The organism is Blastococcus capsensis, from assembly GCF_030165005.1.
Lineage (GTDB): Bacteria > Actinomycetota > Actinomycetes > Mycobacteriales > Geodermatophilaceae > Blastococcus > Blastococcus capsensis.
In genome coordinates this window covers 87,098-112,342 of record NZ_JASNNW010000015.1, presented here as the reverse complement: position 1 = coordinate 112,342, position 25,245 = coordinate 87,098, and the positions used below count along the sequence as shown (strand labels likewise).

The 25,245-nt window shown below is 73.8% G+C and carries 22 protein-coding genes and 1 pseudogene; 9 read left to right on the top strand and 14 right to left on the bottom strand.

The features are described from left to right. Positions 1-48 precede the first annotated feature (48 nt). The gene (locus tag QOZ86_RS14045; RefSeq protein ID WP_284492597.1) at positions 49-885 is read right to left on the bottom strand and encodes an HDOD domain-containing protein; all 837 of its coding nucleotides are present in this window, start codon (positions 883-885) and stop codon (positions 49-51) included. Further along, positions 882-2,957: a putative bifunctional diguanylate cyclase/phosphodiesterase gene (locus QOZ86_RS14040; protein WP_284492596.1), complete on the bottom strand. Its 2,076-nt coding sequence runs from the start codon at positions 2,955-2,957 to the stop codon at positions 882-884. Before QOZ86_RS14040 ends, QOZ86_RS14045 begins: the two co-directional genes overlap by 4 nt. A gap of 291 nt (positions 2,958-3,248) precedes the next feature. On the opposite strand from QOZ86_RS14040, the gene QOZ86_RS14035 reads away from it, so the two are divergent. From QOZ86_RS14035 to QOZ86_RS14015, 5 genes and pseudogenes are all read left to right on the top strand, one after another. Beyond that, positions 3,249-4,811, top strand: coding sequence for a Re/Si-specific NAD(P)(+) transhydrogenase subunit alpha (locus QOZ86_RS14035; RefSeq protein WP_284492595.1), 1,563 nt, complete (start codon positions 3,249-3,251; stop codon positions 4,809-4,811). Continuing rightward, complete coding sequence (gene pntB / locus QOZ86_RS14030; protein ID WP_284492594.1) at positions 4,808-6,223, top strand: Re/Si-specific NAD(P)(+) transhydrogenase subunit beta; 1,416 nt, start codon at positions 4,808-4,810, stop codon at positions 6,221-6,223. Before QOZ86_RS14035 ends, pntB begins: the two co-directional genes overlap by 4 nt. After that, positions 6,220-6,671 (top strand): annotated as a pseudogene (locus QOZ86_RS14025) (MEDS domain-containing protein); the annotation flags it as partial. The gene pntB and the pseudogene QOZ86_RS14025, both read left to right, overlap by 4 nt. Then, entirely contained in the window at positions 6,660-7,064 is a 405-nt protein-coding gene (locus QOZ86_RS14020; protein ID WP_431521223.1) for an STAS domain-containing protein, read from the top strand. The pseudogene QOZ86_RS14025 and the gene QOZ86_RS14020, both read left to right, overlap by 12 nt. 320 nt (positions 7,065-7,384) lie before the next feature. Beyond that, positions 7,385-7,822 (top strand): hypothetical protein, encoded by a 438-nt coding sequence (locus tag QOZ86_RS14015; RefSeq protein WP_284492592.1) that lies wholly within the window; start codon positions 7,385-7,387, stop codon positions 7,820-7,822. On the opposite strand, the gene QOZ86_RS14010 is transcribed toward QOZ86_RS14015, so the two are convergent. Beyond that, on the bottom strand, positions 7,816-8,217 hold the full coding sequence (locus QOZ86_RS14010; RefSeq protein WP_284492591.1) for a hypothetical protein: 402 nt from the start codon (positions 8,215-8,217) through the stop codon (positions 7,816-7,818). The genes QOZ86_RS14015 and QOZ86_RS14010 overlap by 7 nt on opposite strands. A gap of 320 nt (positions 8,218-8,537) precedes the next feature. On the opposite strand from QOZ86_RS14010, the gene QOZ86_RS14005 reads away from it, so the two are divergent. Beyond that, complete coding sequence (locus QOZ86_RS14005) at positions 8,538-9,728, top strand: glycoside hydrolase family 3 N-terminal domain-containing protein (protein WP_284492590.1); 1,191 nt, start codon at positions 8,538-8,540, stop codon at positions 9,726-9,728. Positions 9,729-9,831: 103 nt separating this feature from the next. On the opposite strand, the gene QOZ86_RS14000 is transcribed toward QOZ86_RS14005, so the two are convergent. From QOZ86_RS14000 to QOZ86_RS13980, 5 genes are all read right to left on the bottom strand, one after another. Continuing rightward, the gene (locus QOZ86_RS14000) at positions 9,832-10,743 is read right to left on the bottom strand and encodes an aggregation-promoting factor C-terminal-like domain-containing protein (RefSeq protein WP_284492589.1); all 912 of its coding nucleotides are present in this window, start codon (positions 10,741-10,743) and stop codon (positions 9,832-9,834) included. A 452-nt stretch (positions 10,744-11,195) separates the two neighbouring features. After that, positions 11,196-11,849 carry a class I SAM-dependent methyltransferase gene (locus QOZ86_RS13995; RefSeq protein WP_284492588.1) on the bottom strand — a complete coding sequence of 218 codons (654 nt, stop codon included), beginning with the start codon at positions 11,847-11,849 and terminating at the stop codon, positions 11,196-11,198. Between the two features lie 58 nt (positions 11,850-11,907). Further along, on the bottom strand, positions 11,908-12,921 hold the full coding sequence (locus tag QOZ86_RS13990) for a GNAT family N-acetyltransferase (protein ID WP_284492587.1): 1,014 nt from the start codon (positions 12,919-12,921) through the stop codon (positions 11,908-11,910). Positions 12,922-12,963: 42 nt separating this feature from the next. Then, positions 12,964-13,806: an SDR family NAD(P)-dependent oxidoreductase gene (locus QOZ86_RS13985; RefSeq protein ID WP_284492586.1), complete on the bottom strand. Its 843-nt coding sequence runs from the start codon at positions 13,804-13,806 to the stop codon at positions 12,964-12,966. Further along, the gene (locus QOZ86_RS13980; protein WP_284492585.1) at positions 13,806-15,308 is read right to left on the bottom strand and encodes a flavin-containing monooxygenase; all 1,503 of its coding nucleotides are present in this window, start codon (positions 15,306-15,308) and stop codon (positions 13,806-13,808) included. The genes QOZ86_RS13985 and QOZ86_RS13980 overlap by 1 nt, the downstream gene beginning before the upstream one ends. A gap of 142 nt (positions 15,309-15,450) precedes the next feature. Between QOZ86_RS13980 and QOZ86_RS13975 the strand changes: the two genes are divergently transcribed. Then, complete coding sequence (locus QOZ86_RS13975) at positions 15,451-16,104, top strand: TetR/AcrR family transcriptional regulator (RefSeq protein WP_284492584.1); 654 nt, start codon at positions 15,451-15,453, stop codon at positions 16,102-16,104. A gap of 302 nt (positions 16,105-16,406) precedes the next feature. Here QOZ86_RS13975 and QOZ86_RS13970 read toward each other — a convergent pair whose 3' ends face one another. After that, a complete protein-coding gene (locus QOZ86_RS13970) occupies positions 16,407-16,919 on the bottom strand; it encodes a universal stress protein (protein WP_284492583.1) in 513 nt (170 codons plus the stop codon). A 91-nt stretch (positions 16,920-17,010) separates the two neighbouring features. Then, the gene (locus QOZ86_RS13965; RefSeq protein WP_284492582.1) at positions 17,011-17,901 is read right to left on the bottom strand and encodes a hypothetical protein; all 891 of its coding nucleotides are present in this window, start codon (positions 17,899-17,901) and stop codon (positions 17,011-17,013) included. A gap of 254 nt (positions 17,902-18,155) precedes the next feature. On the opposite strand from QOZ86_RS13965, the gene QOZ86_RS13960 reads away from it, so the two are divergent. Then, the gene (locus QOZ86_RS13960; RefSeq protein ID WP_284492581.1) at positions 18,156-19,301 is read left to right on the top strand and encodes an LLM class flavin-dependent oxidoreductase; all 1,146 of its coding nucleotides are present in this window, start codon (positions 18,156-18,158) and stop codon (positions 19,299-19,301) included. Positions 19,302-19,353: 52 nt separating this feature from the next. Then, entirely contained in the window at positions 19,354-19,992 is a 639-nt protein-coding gene (locus QOZ86_RS13955) for an FMN reductase (protein ID WP_284492580.1), read from the top strand. Positions 19,993-20,092: 100 nt separating this feature from the next. Here QOZ86_RS13955 and QOZ86_RS13950 read toward each other — a convergent pair whose 3' ends face one another. The 4 genes from QOZ86_RS13950 to QOZ86_RS13935 all read right to left on the bottom strand — a co-directional run bounded on the left by QOZ86_RS13950 (position 20,093) and on the right by QOZ86_RS13935 (position 25,200). Further along, positions 20,093-20,254 carry a hypothetical protein gene (locus QOZ86_RS13950; protein WP_284492579.1) on the bottom strand — a complete coding sequence of 54 codons (162 nt, stop codon included), beginning with the start codon at positions 20,252-20,254 and terminating at the stop codon, positions 20,093-20,095. 126 nt (positions 20,255-20,380) lie between these two features. Next, complete coding sequence (locus QOZ86_RS13945) at positions 20,381-21,955, bottom strand: FMN-binding glutamate synthase family protein (protein WP_284492578.1); 1,575 nt, start codon at positions 21,953-21,955, stop codon at positions 20,381-20,383. Positions 21,956-22,089: 134 nt separating this feature from the next. Next, positions 22,090-23,616, bottom strand: coding sequence for a GntP family permease (locus QOZ86_RS13940; protein WP_284492577.1), 1,527 nt, complete (start codon positions 23,614-23,616; stop codon positions 22,090-22,092). 30 nt (positions 23,617-23,646) lie between these two features. Further along, positions 23,647-25,200 carry a gluconokinase gene (locus tag QOZ86_RS13935; RefSeq protein WP_284492576.1) on the bottom strand — a complete coding sequence of 518 codons (1,554 nt, stop codon included), beginning with the start codon at positions 25,198-25,200 and terminating at the stop codon, positions 23,647-23,649. Positions 25,201-25,245: the final 45 nt, after the last annotated feature.

Below are 25,245 nucleotides of genomic sequence, written 5' to 3'. Positions count from 1 at the left end.
CGTCACCGCGATCCTGCTCGTCTGCGCACAGCGATCCGGGCGGGGCGTTCAGTCCCCCAGCATCGCGCGCCGGAGCTCGTCGGCGTCGGCCCGCACCGCGTCCAGCACCGGCACCAGGTCGTCCTCGCGCAGCTGACCACAGGTGAGCCGGACGATCGGCACGGTGTCGTAGTCCTCGGTGGTCAGCCGGGCCGCGACCTCGAAGGCCCCACGGAGCAGGGCTCCCTCCATCGACGTGAAGTCGTCGACCTGGTTGAGCCGGCTGGTCATGCTGTGCGGGAAGCCCCACTGCTCGAGGGCGACGGCGGTCAGCCGGAGGCTGTTGATGCCGTACCGACGCAGCTCCGCGGTCCGCCGGGTCGTGAAGTCGTGGTGCTCGGCCATCAGCTCGGCGTAGCCCTCGGCGTCGTTGTGGTGCAGCAGCGCCGTCCCCATCTGGGCGAGCAGGCCGATGCACAGCGCGTCCTGCGGCCGTTCGCCGAAGCGCGGCGCCAGCGAGGAGCAGGCCAGGGCCAGGCTGGTCGTCACGTCCCAGAAGTTCTCCGGCAGGCGGGACTCGTCGTCCAGCTCGGTCAGCGCCACCGTGGCCATGGTCCGCACGGTGGTGAACCCGACGACCGTGACGGCGAACTGCAGCGAGGTCACCCGCCCCCGCATGCCGAAGTAGGCGGAGTTCGCCAGCTTCATGACCCGGCTGGCCAGGGCGACGTCGGAGGCGAGGATGCGGGAGAGCACCTTCGCGCTGGTGTCGTCGGAGTTCGCCACGGAGACGATCTGCGCCGCCACGGGACGCTGGGCGGCCATGGTGTCGATGCTGCTGAGCACCTTCTCCAGGTCGAACTGGGGTGCGGCCTCGGCTCGGGCCGGGAACGGGGTGACGGTCATGGGGTCGACTCTCCCTGCGATGCGAACCAGACGGCAGTGCGGGGACCGGTCATGGGTTGGCTGAGGCTGAAGCCCTGCAGGTACGTCGCGCCCAGGCGGGCCAGCTCCGCGGCCTGTTCGGCGGTCTCCACCCCCTCGGCGACCGTGCTGAGGTTCAGGTTGCGGGCCAGCGCGATGACCGCGGAGGCGATCTCGGTGTGGCCGTGGGCGAGCTCCGCGACGAAGGACCGGTCCACCTTCAGGCAGTTCACCGGTAGGTGCCGCAGGTAGGCCAGCGACGAGTAGCCGGTGCCGAAGTCGTCGATGGCCAGCTCGACGCCCTGGTCGCGCAGCTGGTGCAGGAGCTCGCGGGCCGCGTCGGGATCCTTCATCAGGGCCGACTCGGTGATCTCGATGCTGATCCGGGACGGGTGCAGTCCGTGCCGCTCCAGCGCGGCGGCGACCTGCGAGGGCAGGTTGCCGTCCAGCTGCAGCGCGGAGACGTTCACGTTGGCGCGCGGCGGTGCGGCGGCCCCCATGAGCCGATCCCACTCGGCCAGCTGCCGGCACGTCTCGTCCAGGACCAGCAGCCCCAGGCCGGCGATGAGGCCGCTCTCCTCGGCCAGCGGCACGAAGACGGCGGGACTGAGCGGCCCCCGCTCGGGGTGCGTCCAGCGCGCCAGCGACTCGACCGCCACGGGCCGGCCGTCCGCGGTGCTGAAGATCGGCTGGTAGAGCAGCGTGATGTCCCGGCGCTCGATCGCGTCGCGCAGCTCGGCGACGAGGCGCAGCTTGTCGCGCGCCTGCTCCCGCGCCCGCTGGTCGAGGACGGTGATGCGGCCCTTCCCGCCGGCCTTGGCCTGGTACATCGCGATGTCGCAGTCGCGGATGAGCTCCTCGGCGAAGGAGTGCTCCTCGGTCTGCACGGTGACCCCGACGCTGGCGTAGGGGCGGACGTCCACGCCGCCGAGCCGCACGGGGCGGGCCAGCTCCACCGAGATCCGTTCGGCGAGGGCCACGGCCGCAGCCTGGTCGACGTTCTCGCAGACCACCACGAACTCGTCGCCGCCGAACCGGGCCACCAGGTCGCCGGGGCGGACCACCGAGCCGAGCCGGGCGGCGACCTCGGTGAGCAGCTCGTCGCCGGCCGTGTGCCCCAGCGAGTCGTTGACGACCTTGAAGTTGTCCAGATCGAGGAAGAGGCAGGCCAGTCCCCCGGTCCCCGGGGTGAAGCGGTCCGCGACGTACTGCGCCAGCAGCGTGCGGTTCGGCAGCCCGGTGAGCGGGTCGTGGTTGGCCTGGTGGGCGAGCTTGGCCTCGAAGGCCAGGCGGTCGGTGATGTCCTCGATCGTGCCGACGAAGCCGGCGCCCACCCCCGGCGTGAACACGTGGGCGAAGCGGATCACCGTGGTCCGGATCCCGCCGTCCTCCCGCACCAGGCGGGCCTGGATCTCCGCCTCCTCGCCGTCCAGAGCAGCCGACACCTGCTCGATGACCGCCTCGAGGTCCTCGTCGTGCACGGTGTCGATCCACCCGGTGCCCAGCAGCTGCTCGGCGCGACGCCCCACGAGGCTGCAGAACGCGTCGTTGACGTGCGCCAGCCGCATGCCCTGCTCGGACAGCAGCGTCGGTACCGGGGACCGCTCGGTGAGCGTCGAGAAGCGGCGCTCGTGGGCGTCGGCGGTGGCCCGCAGCGCCCGCTCCTGCTCGTTGGTCGTGGAGACGATGCGGATGGTCCACATCCGGCCACCGGGTGAGGGCGTGGTGGTGACCACGGACTGCACCATGGCCCCGCTGGCGGTCCGCACGGGGAGCGTCATCCGGGCCGAGCGCTCGCGGCGCAGCAGGAGCTTGAGCTCCCCGCCGCCGAGGCTCGGGAAGAGGTGGTCGACCGGCAGGGCGCGCATGTCGTCCACCCCGTAGCCCAGCAGCTCGACCGCTCCGGTGTTGGCCCAGGTCACGCCGGCGCGCCCGGCCACCATCTCGGCGACCACCAGGGCGAGGCTGTCGCTGACGCTGGCGCTGTAGAAGACCGATGCCACGACCGCCGGTGGGACACGGTCGTCGTCGGGCTCGCTGATGATGACGGACACGGTCCTCCCCTCGTCCACACAGGCGCCGACGCTCGGGCCCGCCGCGGACTACTTCGGTCGATGCCCCCTGCCGCCTTCACCCGGGTGCGTGCGAGGCCCCCCGTTCGGGGGAGTACGGCGGCGCGCCCGTATCCCGCCACCCGACGGCCCATGGGCTCGCTCGCATCCGCGGAGCCGAACGCGCGGCGATCCGTCACCAGGCAAGATTCCTCCCGATCCACCAGCACCGCGAACGACCCCACCGCAGGCGGGCAGGCGACGAGGTCTGCCTCCGAGGAACGGAGCGCCACGATGCAGCTCGGAGTCCCGCGCGAGACGCGGCCCCGCGAGACGCGGGTGTCTGCGACACCGGCGACGGTGACCCAGCTGGTGGCGCTGGGCTACGACGTGGTGGTGGAGAGCGGGGCGGGTGCGGCCAGCAGCTTCCCCGACGAGGCCTACGCCGCTTCCGGCGCACGCATCGGCACGGCCGCCGACGCCTGGGGTGCCGAGGTGGTGCTGCGGGTCAACGCCCCGGCGATCGAGGAGATCGACCGGCTGGCCGACGGCGCGATCCTGATCAGCCTGCTGTCGCCGGCACTGGACCCGGAGCTCGTCGACGCGCTCGCCACGCGGCCGATCACGGCGCTGGCGATGGACGCCGTTCCCCGGATCTCCCGGGCCCAGTCGATGGACGTGCTCTCGTCGATGGCCAACATCGCCGGGTACCGGGCGGTGATCGAGGCGGCGAACGTCTTCGGCCGGTTCTTCACCGGTCAGGTGACGGCCGCCGGCAAGGTGTCCCCGGCGAAGGTGCTGGTGGCCGGAGCGGGTGTCGCGGGCCTCGCCGCGATCGGGGCGGCCTCCAGCCTGGGCGCGATCGTGCGGGCCACCGACGTCCGGCCCGAGGTGGCCGAACAGGTTCGCTCGCTGGGCGGCGAGTACGTCGCCGTCCCCAGCGCGGAGGCACAGGTGAGCACCGACGGCTACGCCCGCGAGATGGGCGAGGACTTCAACCGGCGGGCCGCGCAGATGTACGCGGAGCAGGCGACGGACGTCGACATCGTCATCACCACCGCGCTCATCCCCGGCCGGCCGGCGCCGCGGCTGGTCACCGAGGAGATGGTCGCCTCGATGCGCTCGGGTTCGGTGATCGTCGACATGGCCGCCGCACAGGGCGGCAACGTCGCGGGCTCGGTGCCCGACGAGGTGGTGGTCACGCCCAACGGGGTGTCGATCATCGGGTACACCGACCTGCCCGCCCGGCTGCCGGCGCAGGCCTCGCAGCTGTACGGCACGAACCTGGTCAACCTGCTGAAGCTGCTGACCCCCGGCCAGGACGGGCAGCTCGTCCTCGACCTCGACGACGTCGTGCAGCGGACCATCACCGTCGTCCGCGCGGGCGAGAAGACCTGGCCCCCGCCGCCGGTGCAGGTCTCGGCCGCCCCGGCGGCGCCGGCGCCCGTCGCCCCGAAGGCGGAGCCCGCTCCCCCACCCGAGCCTCCCGGACCGGGACGGCGGTTCGCCCTCGTCGGCCTCGGCGCGGCGCTGCTGTTCCTGCTCGCCGCGTTCTCCCCCGACGAGCTGGTCCAGCACTTCACCGTGTTCGCGCTGGCCGTCGTCGTCGGGTTCTACGTGATCGGGCACGTGCACCACGCCCTGCACACGCCGCTGATGAGCGTCACCAACGCGATCTCCGGGATCATCGTCGTCGGCGCGCTGCTGCAGCTCGGCAGCGACGACGGCGTCGTCCGGGCACTGGCGTTCATCGCCACCCTCGTCGCCAGCATCAACGTCTTCGGCGGCTTCGCCGTCACCCGCCGCATGCTGGGCATGTTCTCCCGCGGGCCGAGCGGGAGAGGCGCGACCCGATGACCGCCACCACCGCCGCGTCGGCGGCCTACATCGTCGCCGGCCTGCTGTTCATCCTCAGCCTGGCCGGCCTGTCCAGGCACGAGACGGCGAAGGCGGGCAACGCCTACGGCATCGCCGGCATGGTCATCGCGCTGGCCGCGACCGTCGGCCTGGCCACCCGGGACACCTCGGCGACCGGGCTCGTCCTGCTCGTGGTCGCCGTGGCCATCGGTGCCGCGATCGGGCTGTGGCGGGCGCGCAAGGTCGAGATGACCGGCATGCCCGAGCTCATCGCGCTGCTGCACAGCTTCGTCGGTCTGGCCGCGGTCCTCGTGGGCTGGAACGGCTATCTGTCGGTCGAGGGCGCCGCGGGGCAGGACGGCGGCCCGGTGCTCGACGGGGCCGAGGCCGGGATCCACTCGGGCGAGGTGGTGGTCGGCGTGTTCATCGGCGCGGTCACCTTCACCGGCTCGATCGTCGCCTTCCTCAAGCTGTCGGCGCGGATCAAGAGCAACCCGCTGATGCTGCCGGGCCGCAACTGGCTGAACCTGGGTGCGCTGGCGCTGTTCGTGGCGTTCACCGTGGTGTTCGTCGTCGAGCCGAACCTGGTCGTGCTGTCGGTGGTCACCGTGCTGGCGCTGGCCCTGGGCTGGCACCTGGTGGCCTCGATCGGTGGAGGCGACATGCCGGTCGTCGTCTCGATGCTCAACAGCTACTCGGGCTGGGCGGCCGCTGCCTCGGGCTTCCTGCTGGGCAACGACCTGCTGATCATCACCGGCGCCCTGGTCGGCTCCTCGGGTGCCTACCTCTCCTACATCATGTGCAGGGCGATGAACCGGTCGTTCCTGTCGGTCATCGCCGGTGGTTTCGGCAACGAGGGCAGCGTGGGCTCCGCCGACGTCGACCACGGCGAACACACCGAGATCAGCGCCGCCGACACCGCCGAGCTGCTGCGGGACGCGAAGTCCGTGGTGATCACCCCGGGCTACGGCATGGCCGTCGCACAGGCCCAGGGTCCGGTCGCCGACCTCACCCGCAAGCTCACCGAACGCGGCGTCGAGGTGCGGTTCGGCATCCACCCGGTCGCCGGACGGCTGCCCGGTCACATGAACGTGCTCCTGGCCGAGGCCAAGGTGCCCTACGACGTCGTCCTGGAGATGGACGAGATCAACGACGACCTCGCCGCGACCTCCGTCGTCCTGGTGATCGGCGCCAACGACACGGTGAACCCGGCCGCCACCGACGATCCGGGCAGCCCCATCGCCGGCATGCCGGTGCTGCGCGTGTGGGAGGCCGAGCGCGTCGTGGTCTTCAAGCGGTCGATGAACACCGGCTACGCGGGGGTCCAGAACCCGTTGTTCTTCCGGGACAACACCAGGATGCTCTTCGGTGACGCGCGCGAGCGGGTGGAGGACATCCTCAGGGCGCTGTGACGGCTGGGCCGTCGGGGGACGAACGGGCGCACGACCACGTCTGCTGGGTGTACCTCGACGAGCGCGAGCTCGACGAGGTACCGCTGGACTTCCTCGGTGGCGGGCTGGCCCGGGGGGAACGGCTGCTCTGCGTCGGGGACCGGGTGGTCGAGGGGCTGCACCGCTTCGCCACCGCCTTCGGCGGCGTCGCCGCACTGATCGAGCAGGGCACGCTGCAGACCCTCACCGTGGCCGAGGCCTACGCCGCCGCCGGCGCCTCCAGTGCCGAGCGGCAGCACGCCTTCTGCGATGCCGCCACGGCGCAGGCGCTGGCGCTGGCTACCGAGGGCTGCGCGTCCTCGCCGAGGTCGGTGCGCTGGCCGCCGACCCGGAGGTCCAGCCGGAGCCGGTCCGCTGGGAGCACGTCACCGACGAGTTCGTCGCGCACGGGCCCGGCATGACCGCGATGTGCGCCTACCGCGCCGATCTCCCGGCGAACACGCTGACCGAGGCCTCCGCGGTGCACCCGGTGGTGCGCGCACCAGGTGCTCCCCCGGCGTTCCAGGTCTTCTTCGACCAGCAGCGGGTCGTGCTCGTCGGCGACGTCGACGCGCTCGGCGCCGAGCAGTTGGCCAGGGTGCTGGCGACCTCACCGGTCACCGGCGGCACGTGCCCCCTCGACGTCTCGCAGTTGCAGTTCGCCGACGTGGCCGGGTGCCGGGCGATCGCCGTGTGGGCCCGCAGCCTGACCCAGCGGGGAGTGCGGCTCGAACTCTGGGACGCGCCGGCGCTCATGCGGCGGACGTGGCAGGTCCTCGGGCTCGACGAGTGGGCGTCGGTGTCGTTCGCCCCCGCTGCCTGAATCTGGCGACCACCGAGCAGGCCACGTGCATCCTGCCAGCGGAGTTCGCCGCCGAAGCCGCGGGGAACGGCTGCGACAGCGTGTCCTCCTGCCCCTGATGGTGCAGGACGCCGGAGAACGAGCCGAGTCCTGAGCCCGGTCGGACCGGGTGGCAGCACCGGGGCATGCGCGAGCCGTCGAGTGGGCACCCACGCGTCACGGCAACCGGTGCCGCGCGCAGCACCGGACGGCCCAGATCCAGCGGTCGAGCACACGGCCGCTGGGTCGCCCCTCCGGCCGGTCGGGTTGCGTCCCGGGCACCGGTCGTCGACGGTCGTGGGGTGGATCCCTTCCGCGGCCTCGGCATTCCCCGCATCCCCGGGTTCGCCGAGCTGCTCTCCCTGCTGCAGACGCAGACCGAAGCGCTCGCCCAGCTCCCCCGCACCCTCGCCGACCTCAACGGCACGGTGCGCGAGCTGACCGCCGCGACGACGTCGGCCCGCGAGACCATCGCGTCGGCGCAGCGGATGGCCGAGCGCCTGGAGTCGCTGGTCGAGGAGCTCGAGGAGCCGGTGCGGGCCCTGCGCCCCGGGATCGAGCGGGTGAGCCGGGTGCTCGACGACCCGGCCGTCGACACGGTCCCCGACACGCTACGCCGGATCCACGACGACCTGATGCCGCTGATCTCCGGGCTGCGGCAGGCGCAGACCAGGATGGGCTCGGTGACCGGCCTGCTGCGCCGTCGACCCCAGCCCGGGGACGAGGACGACGGCTACTGAGCCCGCTCGCCGCTCTGGCGTCGCTCGCCGTCGCGACGGACGAAGTCGCCCACGGCCTCCTCGAGACGGGCCCAGGTGGAGCTCCACTCCACCAACGGGTCGAGGATCCGCTCGAGGACCTCGAGCTGCTGGTCGAAGGCATCCAGCTGGGCGCGCATCGCCGCGATGGAGCTGCGCTGGGCGCTCACCATCTCGGCGATCGCCCTGACCTGGGCGGCCGACAGCGCGCCCGGCGGGCTGGGCAGAGCCGGCAGCGGGAGCCGCGCCGTGGCGTTGCCCGCCAGACCACGCGCGCGCTCGGTGAAGCCGCGCAGCTGGGTGACGAACTCGTCGATGGACCGGCCCACGAGCCCGCTCTGCGACGCGGCTCGCCGGCTGTCGTCGGCCTCGGTCATCGCTCCCCCTCTGCCGTCCGGTCGCTCGTCCCCGACCTTAGGCATGACGCTGCACCGGCGCCCCCTCGAACGGGAACGGCTCCGGCGGAGGTCTCGCTCCAGGGAGCCACGACCCCGTCTCGCTGACCGAAGCGCTGCAGGTGGTCGCCCACGACGTGCTCCACGCGGCCGACCCCTCGGCGGTGCGGCAGGTGCAACGGCAGCACCCGCACGGGTCGGGTGGGGCGGGCGGGATCCGCTCCGGCGCGTCGAACCGCGGATCCCCGGACGGTCCGGTCGATGGTCGTGACCGAATCCCGTACCGACCCTCTGGGAGACCCGTGCGACTCCGCGGCGGCCTGTCGACCCTGGCCTCTCTGGCGCTCTGCGGTGTGCTGGCCGGCTGTGCCGGCACGCCCACCCGTCTCGCGTCTGCGACGGCGGACGCCGCCGCTGTGCGGACGGTGGCCCCGGAGCGCGCCGCGGCCGCCCAGGGCCCCGAGGCGGCCGTCGACGCAGCGCTGACCGGGCTGGACCGCCGGGCCCGGGTGGCGCAGCTCTTCGTCGCCGGGGTCCCGCTCGACGAGCTGGGAGCAGCCGACGATCTGGTCCAGCAGGGCGCGGGCGGGGTGTTCCTCGCCGGGCGCTCCACCACGGCTGCCGCCGAACTCGCCGCCACCGCCACCGACTGGCAGGAAAAGGCCCCGGGTCCGCGGCTGTGGCTGGCCGCCGACCAGGAGGGTGGCAAGGTCCAGACGCTGCGCGGTCGCGGCTTCGACGCCCTGCCCACGGCGGTCGAGCAGGGCGCGCTGCCGGCCGAGCAGCTCGCCGCGCTCGGCGACGGCCTGGGGGCGTCGATGGCCTCGGCCGGCCTCAACCTCAACCTCGCGCCGGTCGCCGATGTCGTGCCGGCCGGCACCGAGGCGGGCAACGAGCCGATCGGGTACTTCGAGCGGCAGTACGGCAATACCGGCCCGGAGGTGGCCGTGGACGCCGCTGCCATCGCCGATGGACTGGCCGCCCACGGCGTCGTACCGACGCTCAAGCACTTCCCCGGACTCGGCCGGGTGGCCGCCAACACCGACACCAGCGCCGGCGTCGTCGACACCGTGACCACGGCCGGAGACGAGCAGGTGACCGCATTCGCGGACGCGCTGGCCCGCACGGCGGCCGACCCCTTCGTGATGGTGTCGTCGGCGATCTACACCCGGCTCGACCCGGCGAACCAGGCGGCGTTCTCCCGGACGGTCGTCACCGACCTGCTGCGCGACCGGCTCGGTTTCGACGGTGTGATCGTCTCCGACGACCTCGCCAACGCGGCCGCCGTGCGGGACGTCCCACCGGGCGAGCGCGCCGTCCGCTTCCTCGCCGCCGGGGGCACGCTCGTGCTCAGCGTCGACGCCGGGCTGATACCCGGGATGATCGACGCCGTCCTCGCCCGCAGCGCGGTCGACCCGGCCTTCGCCGACACCGTCGACGAGGCGGTCCGCACGGCCCTCACCGCGAAGGCCGAGGCCGGGCTGCTCGACTGACTGCGCGCCGGTCCCGTCGCGAGCGTGCATGGGCGGGAGGACGGCGGCCCCTCTGCAGGGCCCCGCGCCGAGTCCGCGAGGCGTCGGGGGCACAGGGGACCTCTCAGTACCAGCCCTTGTTCTGCGAGTGCGCCCACGCGCCGCAGGGCGAGCCGTAACGGTTCTCGATGTAGATGAGCCCCGCGTCGATCTGCCGGTAGCCGTCGGAGGTCTTGGCGATGCCCGTGCCGGCCCAGGTGGAGTCGAGGAACTGCGGGATGCCGTAGGCGGTGCTGCGCGGGTTCTGCGCGTCGGGGTTCCAGCCGCTCTCCTTGCCCCACAGCTTCTCCAGGCAGCCGAACTCGCTGCCGGAGCCACCGAGCTGCTGCATGGCGTAGCCCTGGTAGGACCCGGACGGCGCGGTAGGTGCAGCCGGTGCGGCCGCGGCCCGGCTCGGACGAGCCGCAGCCTCGGCCTGCCGCGCGGCCGCCTGACGGGCAGCCTCCTCGGCCGCCTGGCGGGCGCCCTCCTGGCGGGCGGCCTCCTGGCGGGCGGCCTCCTGGCGGGCGGCCTCCTGGCGGGCGGCCTCCTGGCGGGCAGCCTCCTGGCGGGCCGCCTCCTCGGCAGCCTGGCGCGCGGCCTCCTCGGCCGCGATCCGCGCCGCCTCCTCGGCAGCCCGACGGTCGAGCTCGGCCTGCTCGGCCGCGGCCCGGGCCTGCGCCGCGGCGGTCTGCTCGGCGGCGCGCTCGCTGCGGCTGGCGGCGAGCCGCTCCAGCGACTCGGCCGCGGTGTCGGCGACCTCGGCCACGTCGGCGGGCGCCCCGGCCGGGATGCCGAGCTGCTCGGCGACGCTCACCGACGCCAGTCGCGGCTCGGCGTGCGCGGCCGGCTCGTCGGCGACGACGACGCCGGCGACGAGGCCGCCCGCGGCAGCGACCGCCAGCAGGAGCCCCGCGCGGCGGGCCGGCCCGGGGACGCGGCGGCGACCGGCCGTCGGACGCAGTGCACGGGCGATCGAGGTGACGGGAAGGTTCATGGGGAGGAACTGCTCCTGGTACGAGGCACAGCAGGCGGCCCGGATGCGGCGGGCTGCTGCGGGATGGTCGAGGCAGCGGTGAGGCGGGACGCCTGGGCTCAGCGCGGGGACGGCGCCCGCGAGTCTGCGTGCCTGCGGCGGTTCCGTGCCTGGTGGCCCTGTGGGCTCGCCATGCGGCGGCGCTCCGTTTCTTCCGATGGCCGCCTACCGGTGGGGACGGATTCGGCGGGAAGCGGCCCTACCCGCGCCGCGACGTGCGCGGCGCGCGATTCACCCCAGTGCTGCGGTGGGTCCCCGGCTCGCCCGCGGCACGATGACTGCGGGCGACTCGGCGGCGCCCGGGCCGACCTCCCCGGATGGGGAGGGAACGACCGGCCGGGCGGAGCCACGGTAACCATCGTTATCGGGCCGTGACAATCCCCCGGTGACAAGAGCTCGGCGGGCCTGGGGTCTCAGGGCAGCCGCCACACCGTCGTCCGGCGCACGCTCGTGGGTTGCGTGGGCGAGGGCTCGGTGTCGGGGACGTCGTACACCGCCAGCGCGATCAGCCGGTCCTCCGGCAGGTAGATCCGCCCCGGGTCGCCGATCAGCACGACGGCCCCTCCCGCGCGGGCGGCAGCCAGGAACGGCAGCACCCGGTCGGTCATCTCGCGGTCGTAGCAGACGTCGCCGGCCAGGACCAGGCCCACGTCGGGCGGCCCGTCGCCCAGCACGTCGCCCACCGGCGTGATGCCCGCCGTCCCGTTCAGCTCGGCGTTGACGGCGACCGCGGTCAGCGCGAACGGATCGACGTCACTGGCCAGCACCGCGGCTGCACCGGCCCGGATGGCGGCGACGGAGACCAGCCCGCTGCCGGCACCGAGGTCGAGGACCCTGCGCCCGGCGACGAGCTCGGGATGATCGAGGACGTACCGCGCGAGCGCCTGGCCACCCGGCCACGCCGCGGCCCAGAATGGTGGATCGGTGGAGGTGCGGCCGAGCTCGGTCTCCATCGCCTCCCAGAGGGCGACGACGTCGGCGGCGACCAGCAGCTCCACCTCCGGCACCAGCGCGGGCCGCACGGGACGGGTGTGGGCGCGGACGAACTCCGGCGGAACGGTCAGCACCCGACCAGTCTGCGGTCCCGGGGCCGCCGGGTGCCGCCGGCACCCGGCGACGGCGCGGTCACAGCCGGAGCGACCAGGACGACAGCTGCCCGGCGAGCCGGAAGCCGAGGGCCTCGTTGACCGCCACCATGGGCGTGTTGCTCTCGGAGTTGTACGTGCTGATCCGGCGGACCTCGGGGAACCGCGCGGCCAGGTCGCGCAGTACGGCCGCCTTGATCCGGGCGCCCAGCCGGCGCCCCCGGTGCTCACGGAGGACCAGGGTGCCGCCCTGGTGGGCGCGCTCGGGCTGTCCCAGCGACACCTGCAGATCGGTGAACGCGACCAGCCGCCCGTCGCCGGTGACCGCACCGGTGGAGAGCACCGCCCGCCCGCGGGCGACGTGGGACCGCTCGTGCTCGCGGATGCGCTCGCCGTCCCACTCCTCCTCCTCGACCGGCAGGTCGCCGTGCGGGGCGTCGGTCGTCATCCGCCGTTCCAGCAGAGCACGGTCCTCCAGCAGCGGGTCCGGGGTGCGGTCGCGCCAGGTGACGATCCTGTACCCGGCGCTCGTCCGCGCCGCCTCGGCCTCGAGGGCCGACAGCCGGTCCTCGTCCACCGGCAGCACCAGGTCGCGGCGGGTCTCGGTCAGATCGCACGCCCAGCCGTGCCGCTCCGCGAACGTCCGCCCCGGCGCACCCGGCGCCGCCTCGTCGACCTCGGCGATGAGCACGGTGCGGCCGCGTTCCGTGGCGAGCGCGCGGCCCACCGCCAGCAGGTCGCTGCCCAGGCCCCGCCGGCGGTGCGCGGGGTGCACCGCGACGTCCAGGACGGCGAGGGAGGTGTTGTCCTTCAGCGGGAAGATCACCCGCAGTGCCCCCACCACGGCACCGTCGGCCACAGCCGCCCGGTGCACGCCGTCCCGCGAGCCGCCGGGTGCGGCGAGCTCACGGCCCAGCGCGACGTGCTCCTGCGCGGGACGAGGGGGGTCGTCGGGGCGGTCGGCTCGCTGCGCGGCCGCCCACACCCGGCACCACGAGGTGAACGGGTCGTCGCCGGGACCCAGCTCGACGATGCGGGACGCGGGGGCGGTCACCTCCTGGTTCTACCGCCCGCCGCAACCGCTTTTCGGCTGCCCTCAGGCCCCGGCCGGCTTCGCCGGCGCCGCCCGCCGGGCGATCAGCCGCCAGTAGGTGCCGGGCATCAGCCGGACGAGCACGTCGGGCACCTTCGCGCTCCAGCCGATGAGCAGTCGCGGGCGCCGCTTCCCGATCGCCGCGACGATCTGCGCCGCCGCGTCCTCCGGGGGCATCCGGAGCAGCCTGGCGAACTGCTTGCGCCCTTCCTCGTACTCCTCGACCGAGACGCCGGAGCCGGTCCGGGCGCTCTCGGCGATCCGGGTGCGGATGCCCCCAGGGTGCACCACGGTGACGCCGACGCCGTCCTCGGCCAGCTCGTGGCGCAGCGACTCGCTGAACCCCCGGACCGCGAACTTGCTGGCCGAGTAGGCCGCCTGCCCGGCCGGGGCGAAGATGCCGAACACGCTCGACACGTTGACCACGTGAGCGCCGCGGTTCGCCTTGAGCACCGGCAGCATGGCGTGGGTGAGCCGGACGACGGCGGAGAAGTTGATCGCCATGACCCAGTCGAACTCCTCCAGGGTCACCTGGTCGAAGCGCCCGCCCAGCGCCACCCCGGCGTTGTTCACCAGCAGCGTCGTCTCCGGGTGCTGGGCGGCGAGCCGCTCGCCGGTCGCCGCCGTTGCCTCGTCGTCCGCCAGGTCGACCACGTGCGTGCTCACCCGCAGGGCCGGGTGGGCGCTCCGGATCCGGCCGGCCACGCCCTCGAGCCGTTCGGCGTCGCGGTCGAGCAGGACCAGGTGGCTGCCGCGTGCGGCCAGCTGCACCGCCAGGGCCTCGCCGATGCCGCTGGCCGCGCCGGTGACGATCGCCGTTCCCTCGGCGAAGTCGTAGGGCTGCATCACGCCACCGCCCGCTCGGCCGCCGCGCCGGAGAGGACGCCGGGCGTGGTGCGGGACCGGAAGGTCATCCCATGGTCCTCGAGCGGCCCGCGGCGCATCACCGCGACGTCGCGGAGGTAGTTCTGGTGCAGGCGCCAGGGTGCCCGGCGCCCCTGCTTCGGCAGGCCGCCCAGGCTGCGCTGCACGTAGCCGGCCGCCAGGTCCAGGAACGGCGCGTCGGCACCCTCCGGCGGAGCCACCGGTGTCGCCGACGCGTAGCCGTGGGCGTCGAGGTGGTCGAGCAACCGGCAGACGTAGCCGTTGACCAGGTCGGCCTTCAGCGTCCAGGAGGCGTTGGTGTAGCCGACGACCATGGCGAAGTTCGGGACGCCGGAGATCATCATCCCCTTGTAGGACACCGTCTCCGACAGGTCGACCGGCTGCCGGTCGACCGCGAGGGTCATGCCGCCCACCGGCAGCAGGTTCAGGCCGGTGGCGGTCACGACGACGTCGGCGTCCAGGTGCCGACCGGAATCCAGCTCGATGCCGTGTTCGGTGAACGTGCGGATCCGGTCGGTGGCGATCGACGCGGTCCCCTTGCGCAGCGCGCGGAACAGGTCCCCGTCGGGGACGAGGCAGAGCCGCTGGTCCCAGGGGTCGTACGGCGGGTTGAAGTGCGTGTCGACGTCGAATCCGGCCGGCAGCTGCTTGGCGGTGAGCCGGCGGATGAGGGAACGCACCAGAGCGGGCCGGTGGCGGCTGAGCTGGAAGATGGCCGTGGACGTGAGCACGTTCTTCCACCGGACGATGGGATAGGCCACCTTCGCCGGCAGCTTCGTGCGCAGCGCCTGCGCCAGCGGGTCGCGGCTGGGCAGCGACATGATGTAGCTGGGCGTGCGCTGCAGCATGGTGACGTGCTCGGCCCGCTCGGCGAGGTTGGGCACCAGGGTGACGGCGGTGGCGCCGCTGCCGATGACGACGACCTTCCTGCCGGTGACGTCGAGGTCCTCGGGCCAGTGCTGCGGGTGCACCAGCTGCCCGCGGAAGCGCTCCTCCCCCTCGAAGCGGGGACGGAAGCCCTCGTCGTACCGGTAGTAGCCCGAGCACACCGACAGCCAGGTGCAGGTCAGCTGCACCGTCTCACCCGTGTCGGTGCGTCGGGCGGTCACCGTCCAGCGCGCGTCCGCCGACGACCACTCCGCCGAGACCACCCGGTGGTGGTACCGGATCTTGTCGGTGACGCCGTACTCGCGAGCGGTGTCCTCGATGTAACGCCGGATGGCCGGACCGTCGGCGATCGACTCGGCCTCGTCCCACGGCCGGAAGGAGTAACCGAGGGTGAACATGTCCGAGTCCGAGCGGATCCCGGGGTAGCGGAAGAGGTCCCAGGTTCCGCCCAGGGCGGCCCGGGACTCCAGCACCGCGTAGCTCGTGCCCGGCCGTCGGGTCTCCAGGTGGCAGGCCGCGCCGACGCCGGAGAGGCCGGCGCCGACGATCAGGACATCCACGTGCTCGCTGCTCATGCGCTCTCCGGGTGGGTCTCGTCCGGCCGGGCCGGAGCCCGGTCTGGGCGTGGTCGAGGCTGGGCCACCGACCGTATCGACGGACCGTCGAAAGAGTCAACACGCTGTCGAGACACGCACGTCGGGGGCTATCCTCGCTCCCGTGTCAGCTGCTCCGGACGACGCCCCCAGCGCCGGGCGCGGCCGTCGGGCGGCCCGGCTCTCCGGCGACGACCGGGAGCTGGCGATCCTCGCCACGGCCGAGCGACTGCTCGCCGACCGGCCGTTGGCCGCCATCTCCGTCGATGACCTGGCCCGCGGGGCCGGCATCTCCCGGCCCACCTTCTACTTCTACTTCTCCTCCAAGGACGCCGTCCTGCTGTCCTTGCTCGACCGCGTCGTCGCGGAGGCGGACACCGCGATGCGGGAGGTCTTCGGCGCTCCGGCGACCACCCCGCGGGACGGCTGGGCACGGGCGATCGGGACCTACTACGAGACCTTCCGGGCACACCGGGCACTCACCGTCGCGTGGGCCCGGGCCCGGTCGACCAGCGACGAGGTGCGCGCGCTGTGGTCGGAGGTCTTCGAGCGCTGGGTGCAGCAGTGCGCCACCGCCATCGACGCCGAGCGCGCCCGCGGAGCGGCCCTGCCCGGGCTGCCGTCGCGAGACCTCGCGGTCGCCCTGACGTCGATGAACGAACGAGTGCTCTACGCGACGTTCAGCGGGGACGGCCCGGCGATCGCCGAGTCCGACGTCGTCGACGTCCTGCTGGGGATCTGGCTGTCGGCCATGTACGGCGCCCAGACCCCCGGCTGACCGGCGGCGGAGGCGCAGACGAGCAGTTCCCCGTTCCCGGGGAGCTCCAGGCCCAGCGGTCGGCCGGGCACCCGCGCGATGGTCTCGACCGGGCCGCCCGCCCCGGCCAGCCGCACGATCCGCCCGTCGGCCGGACCGGTGCAGAGCAAGCCCGCCGCCGTCCACGAGGACGCCCCCGGGACCCTCGCCCACCGGGACCACCGTGGTGCCGCCGGAGCCGCGCACGGGAGTTCCCCCTTCCGCAACCGGTCGGTCCGCCGGTCAGCGGCAGTGCGTTCCACCGCCACGGGGGGCGGGAACACTCACTCCCCGACGACCGCGGACCCCGCCTCCGCCGCCGCGAAGTCCCGGCCACCGGCGCCGGTGCGCACGACCGTCACGGGACAGGCGGCATGGTGCACCAGCTGGTCGCTGACCGAACCGAGCAGCAGACCGGCGAACCCGCCACGACCACGGGCGCCGACCACCAGCAGGCTGGCTCCCTCGGCGGCACCCAACAGCCCCTGCACCGGCGCCCGGTGGACCACGTGACAGGTGACGCGGACGGCCGGGTCCAGCCCCGCTGCGGCCACGTGCGCGGTCAGCTCGTCACGCACGGCCTGCTCCCAGTCGGTCAGGGGCGGCACGTAACCGGGCTGCCAGCTGCTCGGCTGCGGGGCGGTGGTCATCGACCAGGCGCGCACCACGTGCAGGCCGACGTCGGCCCGGCGGGCCAGCCGCGCCGCCCAGCGGAGCGCCTCCTGCGCGCACTTGGAGCCGTCGTGGCCCACCACGACGCCACCGTCGACCTGGACGACCTCACGGACCTGGTCCACCGCTGCCCTCCCTGATGTCGCGTCGCGGTGCCGTCACCGCTGCGGCCAGCTTCTCACCGGGCCGCCGCCGCCGGTACCCGGCGGCGGGTCGTCAGCCCGAAACGGGTTCGGGCCGGCCACCCATCAGCACCAGCTCCTCGGCGGGCGGCACCCCGACCGCCTGCAGCGCGGCGCCGATCCGGTCGGTCAGGCAGCGCAGGGACTCCCGGGCCTGGTCCCGCTGGCGGCACAGGTCCTCCACCTCGCTGCGCACCGCGGCCAGCCGGGCCGCCGCGGCGCCGTCGTCGGCCGCCCGGTCCCGCTGCGCCTGCTCGGCCAGCGCCGCCCGTTCCGCTGCCCCGACGGTCGCCATCCGGTCGCGCTCCACGGCGGCGGCACGCAGCAGTTCGGCGGCGTCGGCCTGCGCCTTCTCCAGGAGGGCGGCGGCATCGGCCTCCGCCTTCTCCAGGACCGCCGCACCCTCGGCCCGGTCCCGCTGGGCGTCGACCCGCAGCTGGTCGGCCACCTCGATCGCCAGTTCCTTGATCTCGTGGGCCTTCCGCAGCCGGGCGTCGGCCTCGAGCCGAGCCTCCGCGCGCACCTGTGCGGCCTCGGCGTCCGCGGCGTCGAGCACCTGCGCCGCCTGGTCCTCGGCGAGGCGCAGCACCTCGACCACCCGCGCGCTGACCACGGGCCGCTCTCGTCCGGCGGGCTGCTCGGCGAGCAGCCGCCGGGAGATCTCCAGCTCCGTGCCGCAGGCGACGACCCGGTCGAGGAGGTGCTCCCGCTCGCACTGCGCAGCCGCGAGCTCCCCCTCCGCCCAGGCCACGTAGTTGTCCACCTCGAGCCGGTCGTAGCCGCGCAGCGAACCGCGGAATGCCGGCCGTTCATCCAGCAGCGTCTCGAGGGCGCCCGGCGGCCGCGGTGCCCGGGGATCGGACCCCTCCGGCGGCACGCTCTGGTCCTGGACACGGTTGGCGACGAACTCGACATGCCGGAGCATCCGGATGGCCCCCCTGGGAAGTAGGTGAGGCGGAATCTGCCAGAGGGCCGCGCGGCGCGTGCGGCACCGTGATGGCTCCGTGACCCGTGTCGGGAGCGGCCCGGCGATGCCACGGCGGCGCGTATCGGAACGACTACGGGGCGCTGCCACAGAGCGCCGTCCACCCCATCGGGCACCTCGGGCATAGGTCGCCGGTGCAGCGCGTTGACCCGGCAGAGATAATTGCGCTCTCAACCAGATGCGGAGAGATCGAGATGCAGTTCGGCGTCTTCACCGTCAGCGACATCACCACCGACCCCACGACCGGCCGCACGCCCAGCGAGGCCGAGCGGCTCGAGGCGGTCCTGACCATCGCACAGAAGGCCGAGGAGGTCGGGCTGGACGTGTTCGCCCTGGGCGAGCACCACAACCCTCCGTTCTTCTCCTCCTCCCCCACCACCACGCTCGCCTGGATCGCGGCGAAGACGGAGAAGCTCCAGCTGTCGACGGCCACGACGCTGATCACCACGAACGACCCGGTGAAGATCGCCGAGGACTACGCCATGCTCCAGCACCTGGCCGGTGGCCGGGTGGACCTGATGATGGGCCGCGGCAACACCGGCCCGGTCTACCCGTGGTTCGGGCAGGACATCCGCAACGGCATCGAGCTCGCCGTCGAGAACTACGCGCTGCTGCGCCGGCTGTGGACCGAGGACGTCGTCGACTGGCAGGGCAGGTTCCGCACGCCGCTGCAGGGCTTCACCTCCACGCCCCGGCCACTGGACGGCGTCCCGCCGTTCGTCTGGCACGGCTCGATCCGCAGCCCGCAGATCGCCGAGCAGGCGGCGTACTACGGCGACGGCTTCTTCCACAACCACATCTTCTGGCCGCCGGAGCACACCCAGCGGATGGTCGAGTTCTACCGCCGCCGCTACGAGCACTACGGCCACGGTGCCGCCGACCAGGCGATCGTCGGCCTCGGGGGGCAGGTGTTCATGCGCAAGAACAGCCAGGACGCCGTGGACGAGTTCCGGCCGTACTTCGACAACGCGCCGGTCTACGGCCACGGACCGTCGCTGGAGGACTTCAGCCGGGAGACCCCGCTGACCGTGGGTTCCCCGCAGCAGGTCATCGAGCGGACGCTGGGCTTCCGCGACTACGTCGGCGACTACCAGCGCCAGCTGTTCCTCGTCGACCACGCCGGCCTGCCGCTGAAGACGGTGCTCGAGCAGCTGGACATCCTCGGCGAGGAGGTCGTCCCCGTGCTGCGGAAGGAGTTCGCCGCCCTGAAGCCCGCGCACGTGCCCGACGCGCCCAGCCACGCCACGCGGGTGGCCGCGGCCGGCGGCACCGAGGACGCGACGGTGCACGCCCCCGGCGACAGCGTGACGGGGCGGGCGGCGGAGGCGGTGGGTCGATGAGGCGCCTGGCAGCACGGCACAGCCGTTCCGCTCCTGCACCGGAGGTGGGTCGATGAGCACCCGGACCCTCGCCGTCGTCAGCTCGGGGCTGGGCGTCCCGTCGTCGACCCGGCTGCTGGCCGACCGCCTGACGGCGGCGACGGCCGACGCCCTCCGCGAGCGGGGGGTGGCCGCCACCGTCGAGGTGGTGGAGCTGCGCGAGCACGCCCGCGACCTGGCCGACAACCTGGTCACCGGCTTCGCCAACTCGAGCCTGCGGGGTTCGATCGACACCGTCGTCGGCGCCGACGGGCTGATCGCGGTGACCCCGATCTTCTCGGCGTCCTACAGCGGGCTGTTCAAGACGTTCTTCGACGTGCTGGACAAGGACTCCCTCGCCGGGAAACCGGTGCTCCTGGGGGCCACCGCCGGCACCGCCCGGCACTCCCTGGCACTGGAGCACGCGATGCGCCCGCTGTTCGCCTACCTGCGGGCCACGGTCGTCCCGACGGCGGTGTTCGCGGCGTCGGAGGACTGGGCCGGGGGCGACGCGACGAGCCCGGCCCTCACCGACCGCGTGCACCGCGCCGCCGGGGAGCTCGCCGACCTGGTCGCCGGCCGCCCGCCCGCGGCGCCGGCGGACCCGTTCGCGGACCCGGTGACCTCCTTCGGGGACCTGCTCCGCGGCTCGGAGCCTGGCTTGCGGGGCTGACATGCCTGCGGCCGGCCCCGTGGGGAGCCGGCCGCAGTGCACGGATGCTCGACGCTTCGCGAGGTGGTGCCCACGCCGAGGCGTCGATGGAAGGGGAGGGTCAGTCCGCCTCTTCCTCCTCGAGGGGCTGCTCCTCCACGACACCGCCGTCCTCGAGGGGCTCCTCCTCGGCGCAGGCGGCCATCGTGAACGATGCGGCGGCGATGGCGATGCCTGCGGCGGCCGAGCGCAAGCGACGGTTGGGCAGAGAGGTGCGGCTCATGTGGTTCTCCTCCTGGACGGCCGGCCGCAGCCAGCAACGGAATTGGTGTCAGGGGGCATGTGTCCGCGACCGCCCCGTCCCACACCGACGTTCACAGATCCGTAATACGGACCGCGACGGTCCGGGTCAGCCGACGGCGGTCGGGGACGGCGGCGCGGTGCCGCCCTCGGGGGCCTCGCCGGTCATGATCTCGGCGATCGCGGCCCGGTCGGCCGGCGAGGGCAGTCCCCAGCCGGGTTCGTAGTCGTAGATCTCGCGCAACGGCCGCGACGCCGTCCGGCCGGTGAGCACCTCCACCGAGTCGGTATCGATCAGCCCGGGGTGCTCCACCCCGCACGCCTCGGCCACCTTGAGCAGGTCCCGGCGCAAGGTGCCGATGTAGTTGGCCGCGCGGGTGGACTTCAGCGCGGGATCGAGCCCGCGCACCAACCAGGCGTTCTGCGTCGCCACCCCGGTCGGGCAGGTGTCGGCGTGGCACTTCTGGGCCTGGATGCAGCCAATGGCCAGCATCGCCTCGCGGCCCACGTTGACCATGTCGCAGCCCAGCGCGAACGCGACCACCGCGTTGTCGGGCAGGCCCAGCTTGCCCGCACCGATGAACACCACGTCGTCGGCCAGACCGGCCCGTGCGAACCTCGAGTGCACCCGCGCGAAGCCCAGTTGGAAGGGCAGCGACACGGAGTCGGTGAAGATCAGCGGCGCCGCCCCGGTGCCACCCTCACCGCCGTCGACGGTCACGAAGTCCACGCCGCGCCCGGTGTCGGCCATGAGACCGGTGAGCTCCTCCCAGAACTCCATGTCGCCGACGGCGGACTTGATGCCGACCGGCAGCCCGGTCTCCGCCGCCAGCAGCTCCACCCAGTCCAGCAGACTGTCGGCGTCGGAGAACTCCGCGTGCCGCGACGGGCTGATGCAGTCGACGCCCTCGGGCACCCCGCGGGCGGCGGCGATCTCGGCGGAGACCTTGGCCGCCGGCAGCACCCCGCCGAGGCCGGGCTTCGCGCCCTGGCTCAGCTTGATCTCCAGCGCGCGGACCGGTGCACCGGCCACGAGATCCTTGAGCCGGGTCAGGTCGAACCGGCCGTGCTCGTCGCGGCAGCCGAAGTACGCGGTGCCGATCTGGTAGACCAGCTCCCCGCCGTGCCGGTGGTACCGGGAGACCCCACCCTCGCCGGTGTTGTGCAGGCACCCGGCCAGGGCCGCCCCGCGGTTCAACGCCTCCACCGCGGGCCCAGACAGCGAGCCGAAGCTCATCGCGGAGATGTTGACGACCGAGCCGGGCCGGAACGCCAGGGCGCGCCCGCGCGCGGCGCCCATCACCTTGGCGCAGGGCAGCGCGACGTCCTGGCCGGCCTCCACGTGCGAGGCAGGCACCGCCCGGCCGAACGTGCGGTGCTTGATCACCGGGTACCCGGCCGTGTACTCCAGGTCGTTGTCGGTGCCGAACCCGAAGTAGTTGTTCTCCCGCTTGCTCGAGGCGTACACCCAGCGCCGCTGGTCCCGGGTGAACGGCCGCTCCTCGTTGTTGCCCGCCACCAGGTACTGGCGCAGCTCGGGCCCGATGGACTCCAGCAGGTAGCGCGCGTGGCCGACCAGCGGGAAGTTGCGCAGCAGGGTGTGCTCCCGCTGCATGAGGTCACGGACCGCCACCCCGGCCAGCACGGAGAGACCGGCCGCGGCAGCACGCGAGGCGAGCGTCATCCCCTCACCCTGCCACGGACCGGCCACCCCGACAGCCGGAGGAACGCCGGGCATGGAGAGCTATGCCTACGGGATCGGCGCCGTCCCCATGGGCATAGCTTCCTGTGCCTGGCGCGTGGGAGAAGCGACCGCTCTCAGAGGAACAGGCTGAGCACGAACGCCAGCACGAAGCCGATCGTGCCCAGCAGCGTCTCCATCACCGTCCAGGTCTTCAGCGTCGTCTTCTCGTCCATCTGGAAGAACCGGCTGACCAGCCAGAACCCGGAGTCGTTGACGTGCGACAGGACGGTCGCGCCGCCGGCGATGGCGATCACGATCAGCGCGCGGTCGGCGGTCGACACGCCGTCGGTCGCCGCGATCACCGGCGCGATCAGGCCGGCGGTCGTGGTGAGGGCGACGGTCGCGGAGCCCTGGGCCACCCGCAGCAGGACGGCGATGACGAAGGCGGCCACGATCACCGGGAGCCCGATGTCACCGAGCACGTCGGCCAGCGCCACGCCGATCCCGCTGGCCCGCAGCACGCCGCCGAACATGCCGCCGGCCCCGGTGATGAGGATGATCGCGCAGACGGGGCCGAGGGCGCTGTTGACCACCGACTCCACCTCGGCGCCGGAGCTGCCGCGGTGCTTGCCGAGCACGTACGAGGCGACGAGCACCGTGATGAGCAGCGCGATGGGCGTCGCCCCCAGCAGCTGGCCGGTCCGGACGAACCACGTCTCCTCGTCCACCGCGCCCCCGGTGGCCAGCGTGCTCAGCCCGGTGTTGAGGAAGATCAGCAGCAGTGGGAGCAGCAGCAGGGCGAGCACCGTGCCGAACGCAGGCGGCCCGGCCGTCCCGCTCGTGGGCCGGTCGCCCCCGCCCGAGGGCGCGGCGACCGCCGGGGCCGTGCCGGCCACGGCGCCCCCGGGCGCCGGCGGGACGGCGGCCGGTGCCGGCGCGGTGCCCTGGCCGGGGGTGTCCGGTGCGCCGGCGGCGTCCGGCCCGGTGCGGCCGCCCGCGGACAGGATGTCGGGGACGGCGATGTCGTACCGGCGCCCAGCCCACAGGCCGAACCGGTAGCCCCCCAGGTACCAGGTCGGCAGGCCGATGAGGAGGCCGAACACGAGGACCAGCCCGATGTCGGCGCCGACCAGCTCGGCGGCGGCCACCGGCCCGGGGTGCGGGGGCACGAACGCGTGCATGACGGCGAACGCCCCGGCCACCGGCAGCCCGTAGGTGAGCAGCGAGCCGCCCAGCCGCCGGGCCACGGTGAACACGATCGGCAGGAAGACGACGAGCCCGGCGTCGAAGAAGATCGGGAAGCCGAAGAGCAGTGCGGCCACGCCGAGGGCCAGCGGCGCCCGCTGCTCGCCGAAGCGGCGCACCAGGCTGTCGGCCAGCACCTGGGCCCCACCGCTGAACTCCAGCAGCCGGCCGAGCATCGCGCCCAGACCGACGAGCAGCGCCACGGAGGCGAGCGTGCTGCCGAAGCCGGTGGTCAGCGTGCCCACCACGTCGGCCAGCGGCACCCGGGCGGCCAGCGCGACGAGCAGGCTGACCAGCACCAGCGCCAGGAAGGCGTGCAGCTTCAGCTTCATGATCAGGAAGAGCAGGAGCGCGACGCCCGCCGCGGCGATGAGCAACAGCGGACCGGCACCCAGGGCGGGCTCGACCTCGGGCATGGTTCCTCCTCCAGCGGCGGGTGGACGTGGCTAGGTCTGTGTGGTGGGGAGCGCGTCGTCCAGCGCGTCCAGCGTGGTGAGCACGTCGGCCAGCGCACGGGTGGACCGCTCGGCGAGCGGACGCAGCTGCCGGTACACCGCGACGGCGGCCGGATCGGGGAGGACCGGGTCGTCGACCGCGACCAGCGCCGTCACGGCGGTCAGGTCGGGCAGCGCCCCGAGGGCGTGCCAGCCCAGCAGGCAGGCCCCGAGCCCCGTGCCCTCCGGCGACTCGGCGACCCGGACGGGCAGGTCGAGCGCGGCCGCCAGCGTGCCGATCCACAGCGGCGAGGCCACCGCGCCGCCGGTCGCCCGCACCTCGCACACCGGCAGCCCGGTCGCGGCGAAGGCATCGCGCACCAGCGCCAGCTGCTGGCAGACACCCTCGACCGCGGCCCGCACCAGGTGCTCACGGCGGTGCTCCCGGCGCAGGCCGAGGTAGGCGCCGCGCAGCCCCGACCGCCACCACGGTGCCCGCTCGCCCAGCAGGTAGGGCAGGCACAGCAGCCCGCCGCTGCCCACCGGCACCGTCTCGGCCTCGGCCAGCAGCCGGGCGTCGAGCTCGTCCGCGGCCTCCCCCACCAGTTCGGGCGCCGGGTCGAGGCCGGCGGCGAGCGCCTGCGCGGCCCACCGCACCACCGACCCGCCGTTGTTGATCGCGCCGCCCACCACCCACGCCTCGTCGGTGAGGGCGTAGCAGAACAGCCTGCGGTCGAGGTCCACCGTCGGCGCCGGGACGACGACGCGCATGGCACCGCTGGTGCCCAGCGACACCGCGGCGACATCGGGGCGCACCGCCCCGATGCCGAGGTTGGCGAGCACGCCGTCCGACGCCCCGATGACCACCGGCAGGTCCACCGGCAGGCCGGTGGCGGCCGCGACGTCGGGCCGCAGCCCCAGCACCGCGGTGGTGGGCAGCACCTCGCCCAGCTGGTCGGCGCGCACGCCGGAGATCTGCAGCGCTTCGGCGTCCCAGTGGCCGGCCCGGATGTCGTAGAGCCCGGTGGCCGAGGCACAGGAACGGTCGACCGCGTGCCGGCCTCCGCAGAGGGCCGCCACCACCAGCTCCTTGACCCCGCCCCAGCGCGGCACGTGGCCGACCCGGTCGGGGTCGGCCGCCCGCTCCCACGACAGCTTCACCAGGGGCGACATCGCGTGGACGGGGGTGCCGGTGCGGGCGTGCAGGTCCGGCGCCCGGCCGTCGGCGACCAGCGCCTGCGCCCACTGCGCGGCGCGGTCGTCGGCCCAGGTCACCAGCGGTCCGAGCGGCCGGCCGTCGTCGTCCATGGGCACCAGCCCGTGCATGGCCGCGCTGAGGGCGACGGCGACGACGCGGTCGCCCCGTTCCCGAGCGCGCCCGACGACGGCGGTCAGTGCCTCGACCGCGGCGCACACGAGCTCGCCGGCATCGAGCTCGGCGCGGCCGGGGGCGGGCACGAGCAGCGGGTAGCCCACGCTCACGACGTCGCGGACCGTCGCGTCGGCGCCGGCGGCGACCGCCTTCGTCGCCGTCGTCCCCGAGTCGAGACCGACGACGACGTCCACGGCACCCCCTCCGCGGCCAGTCGGTGCGCTTCCCGCATCCTGCCC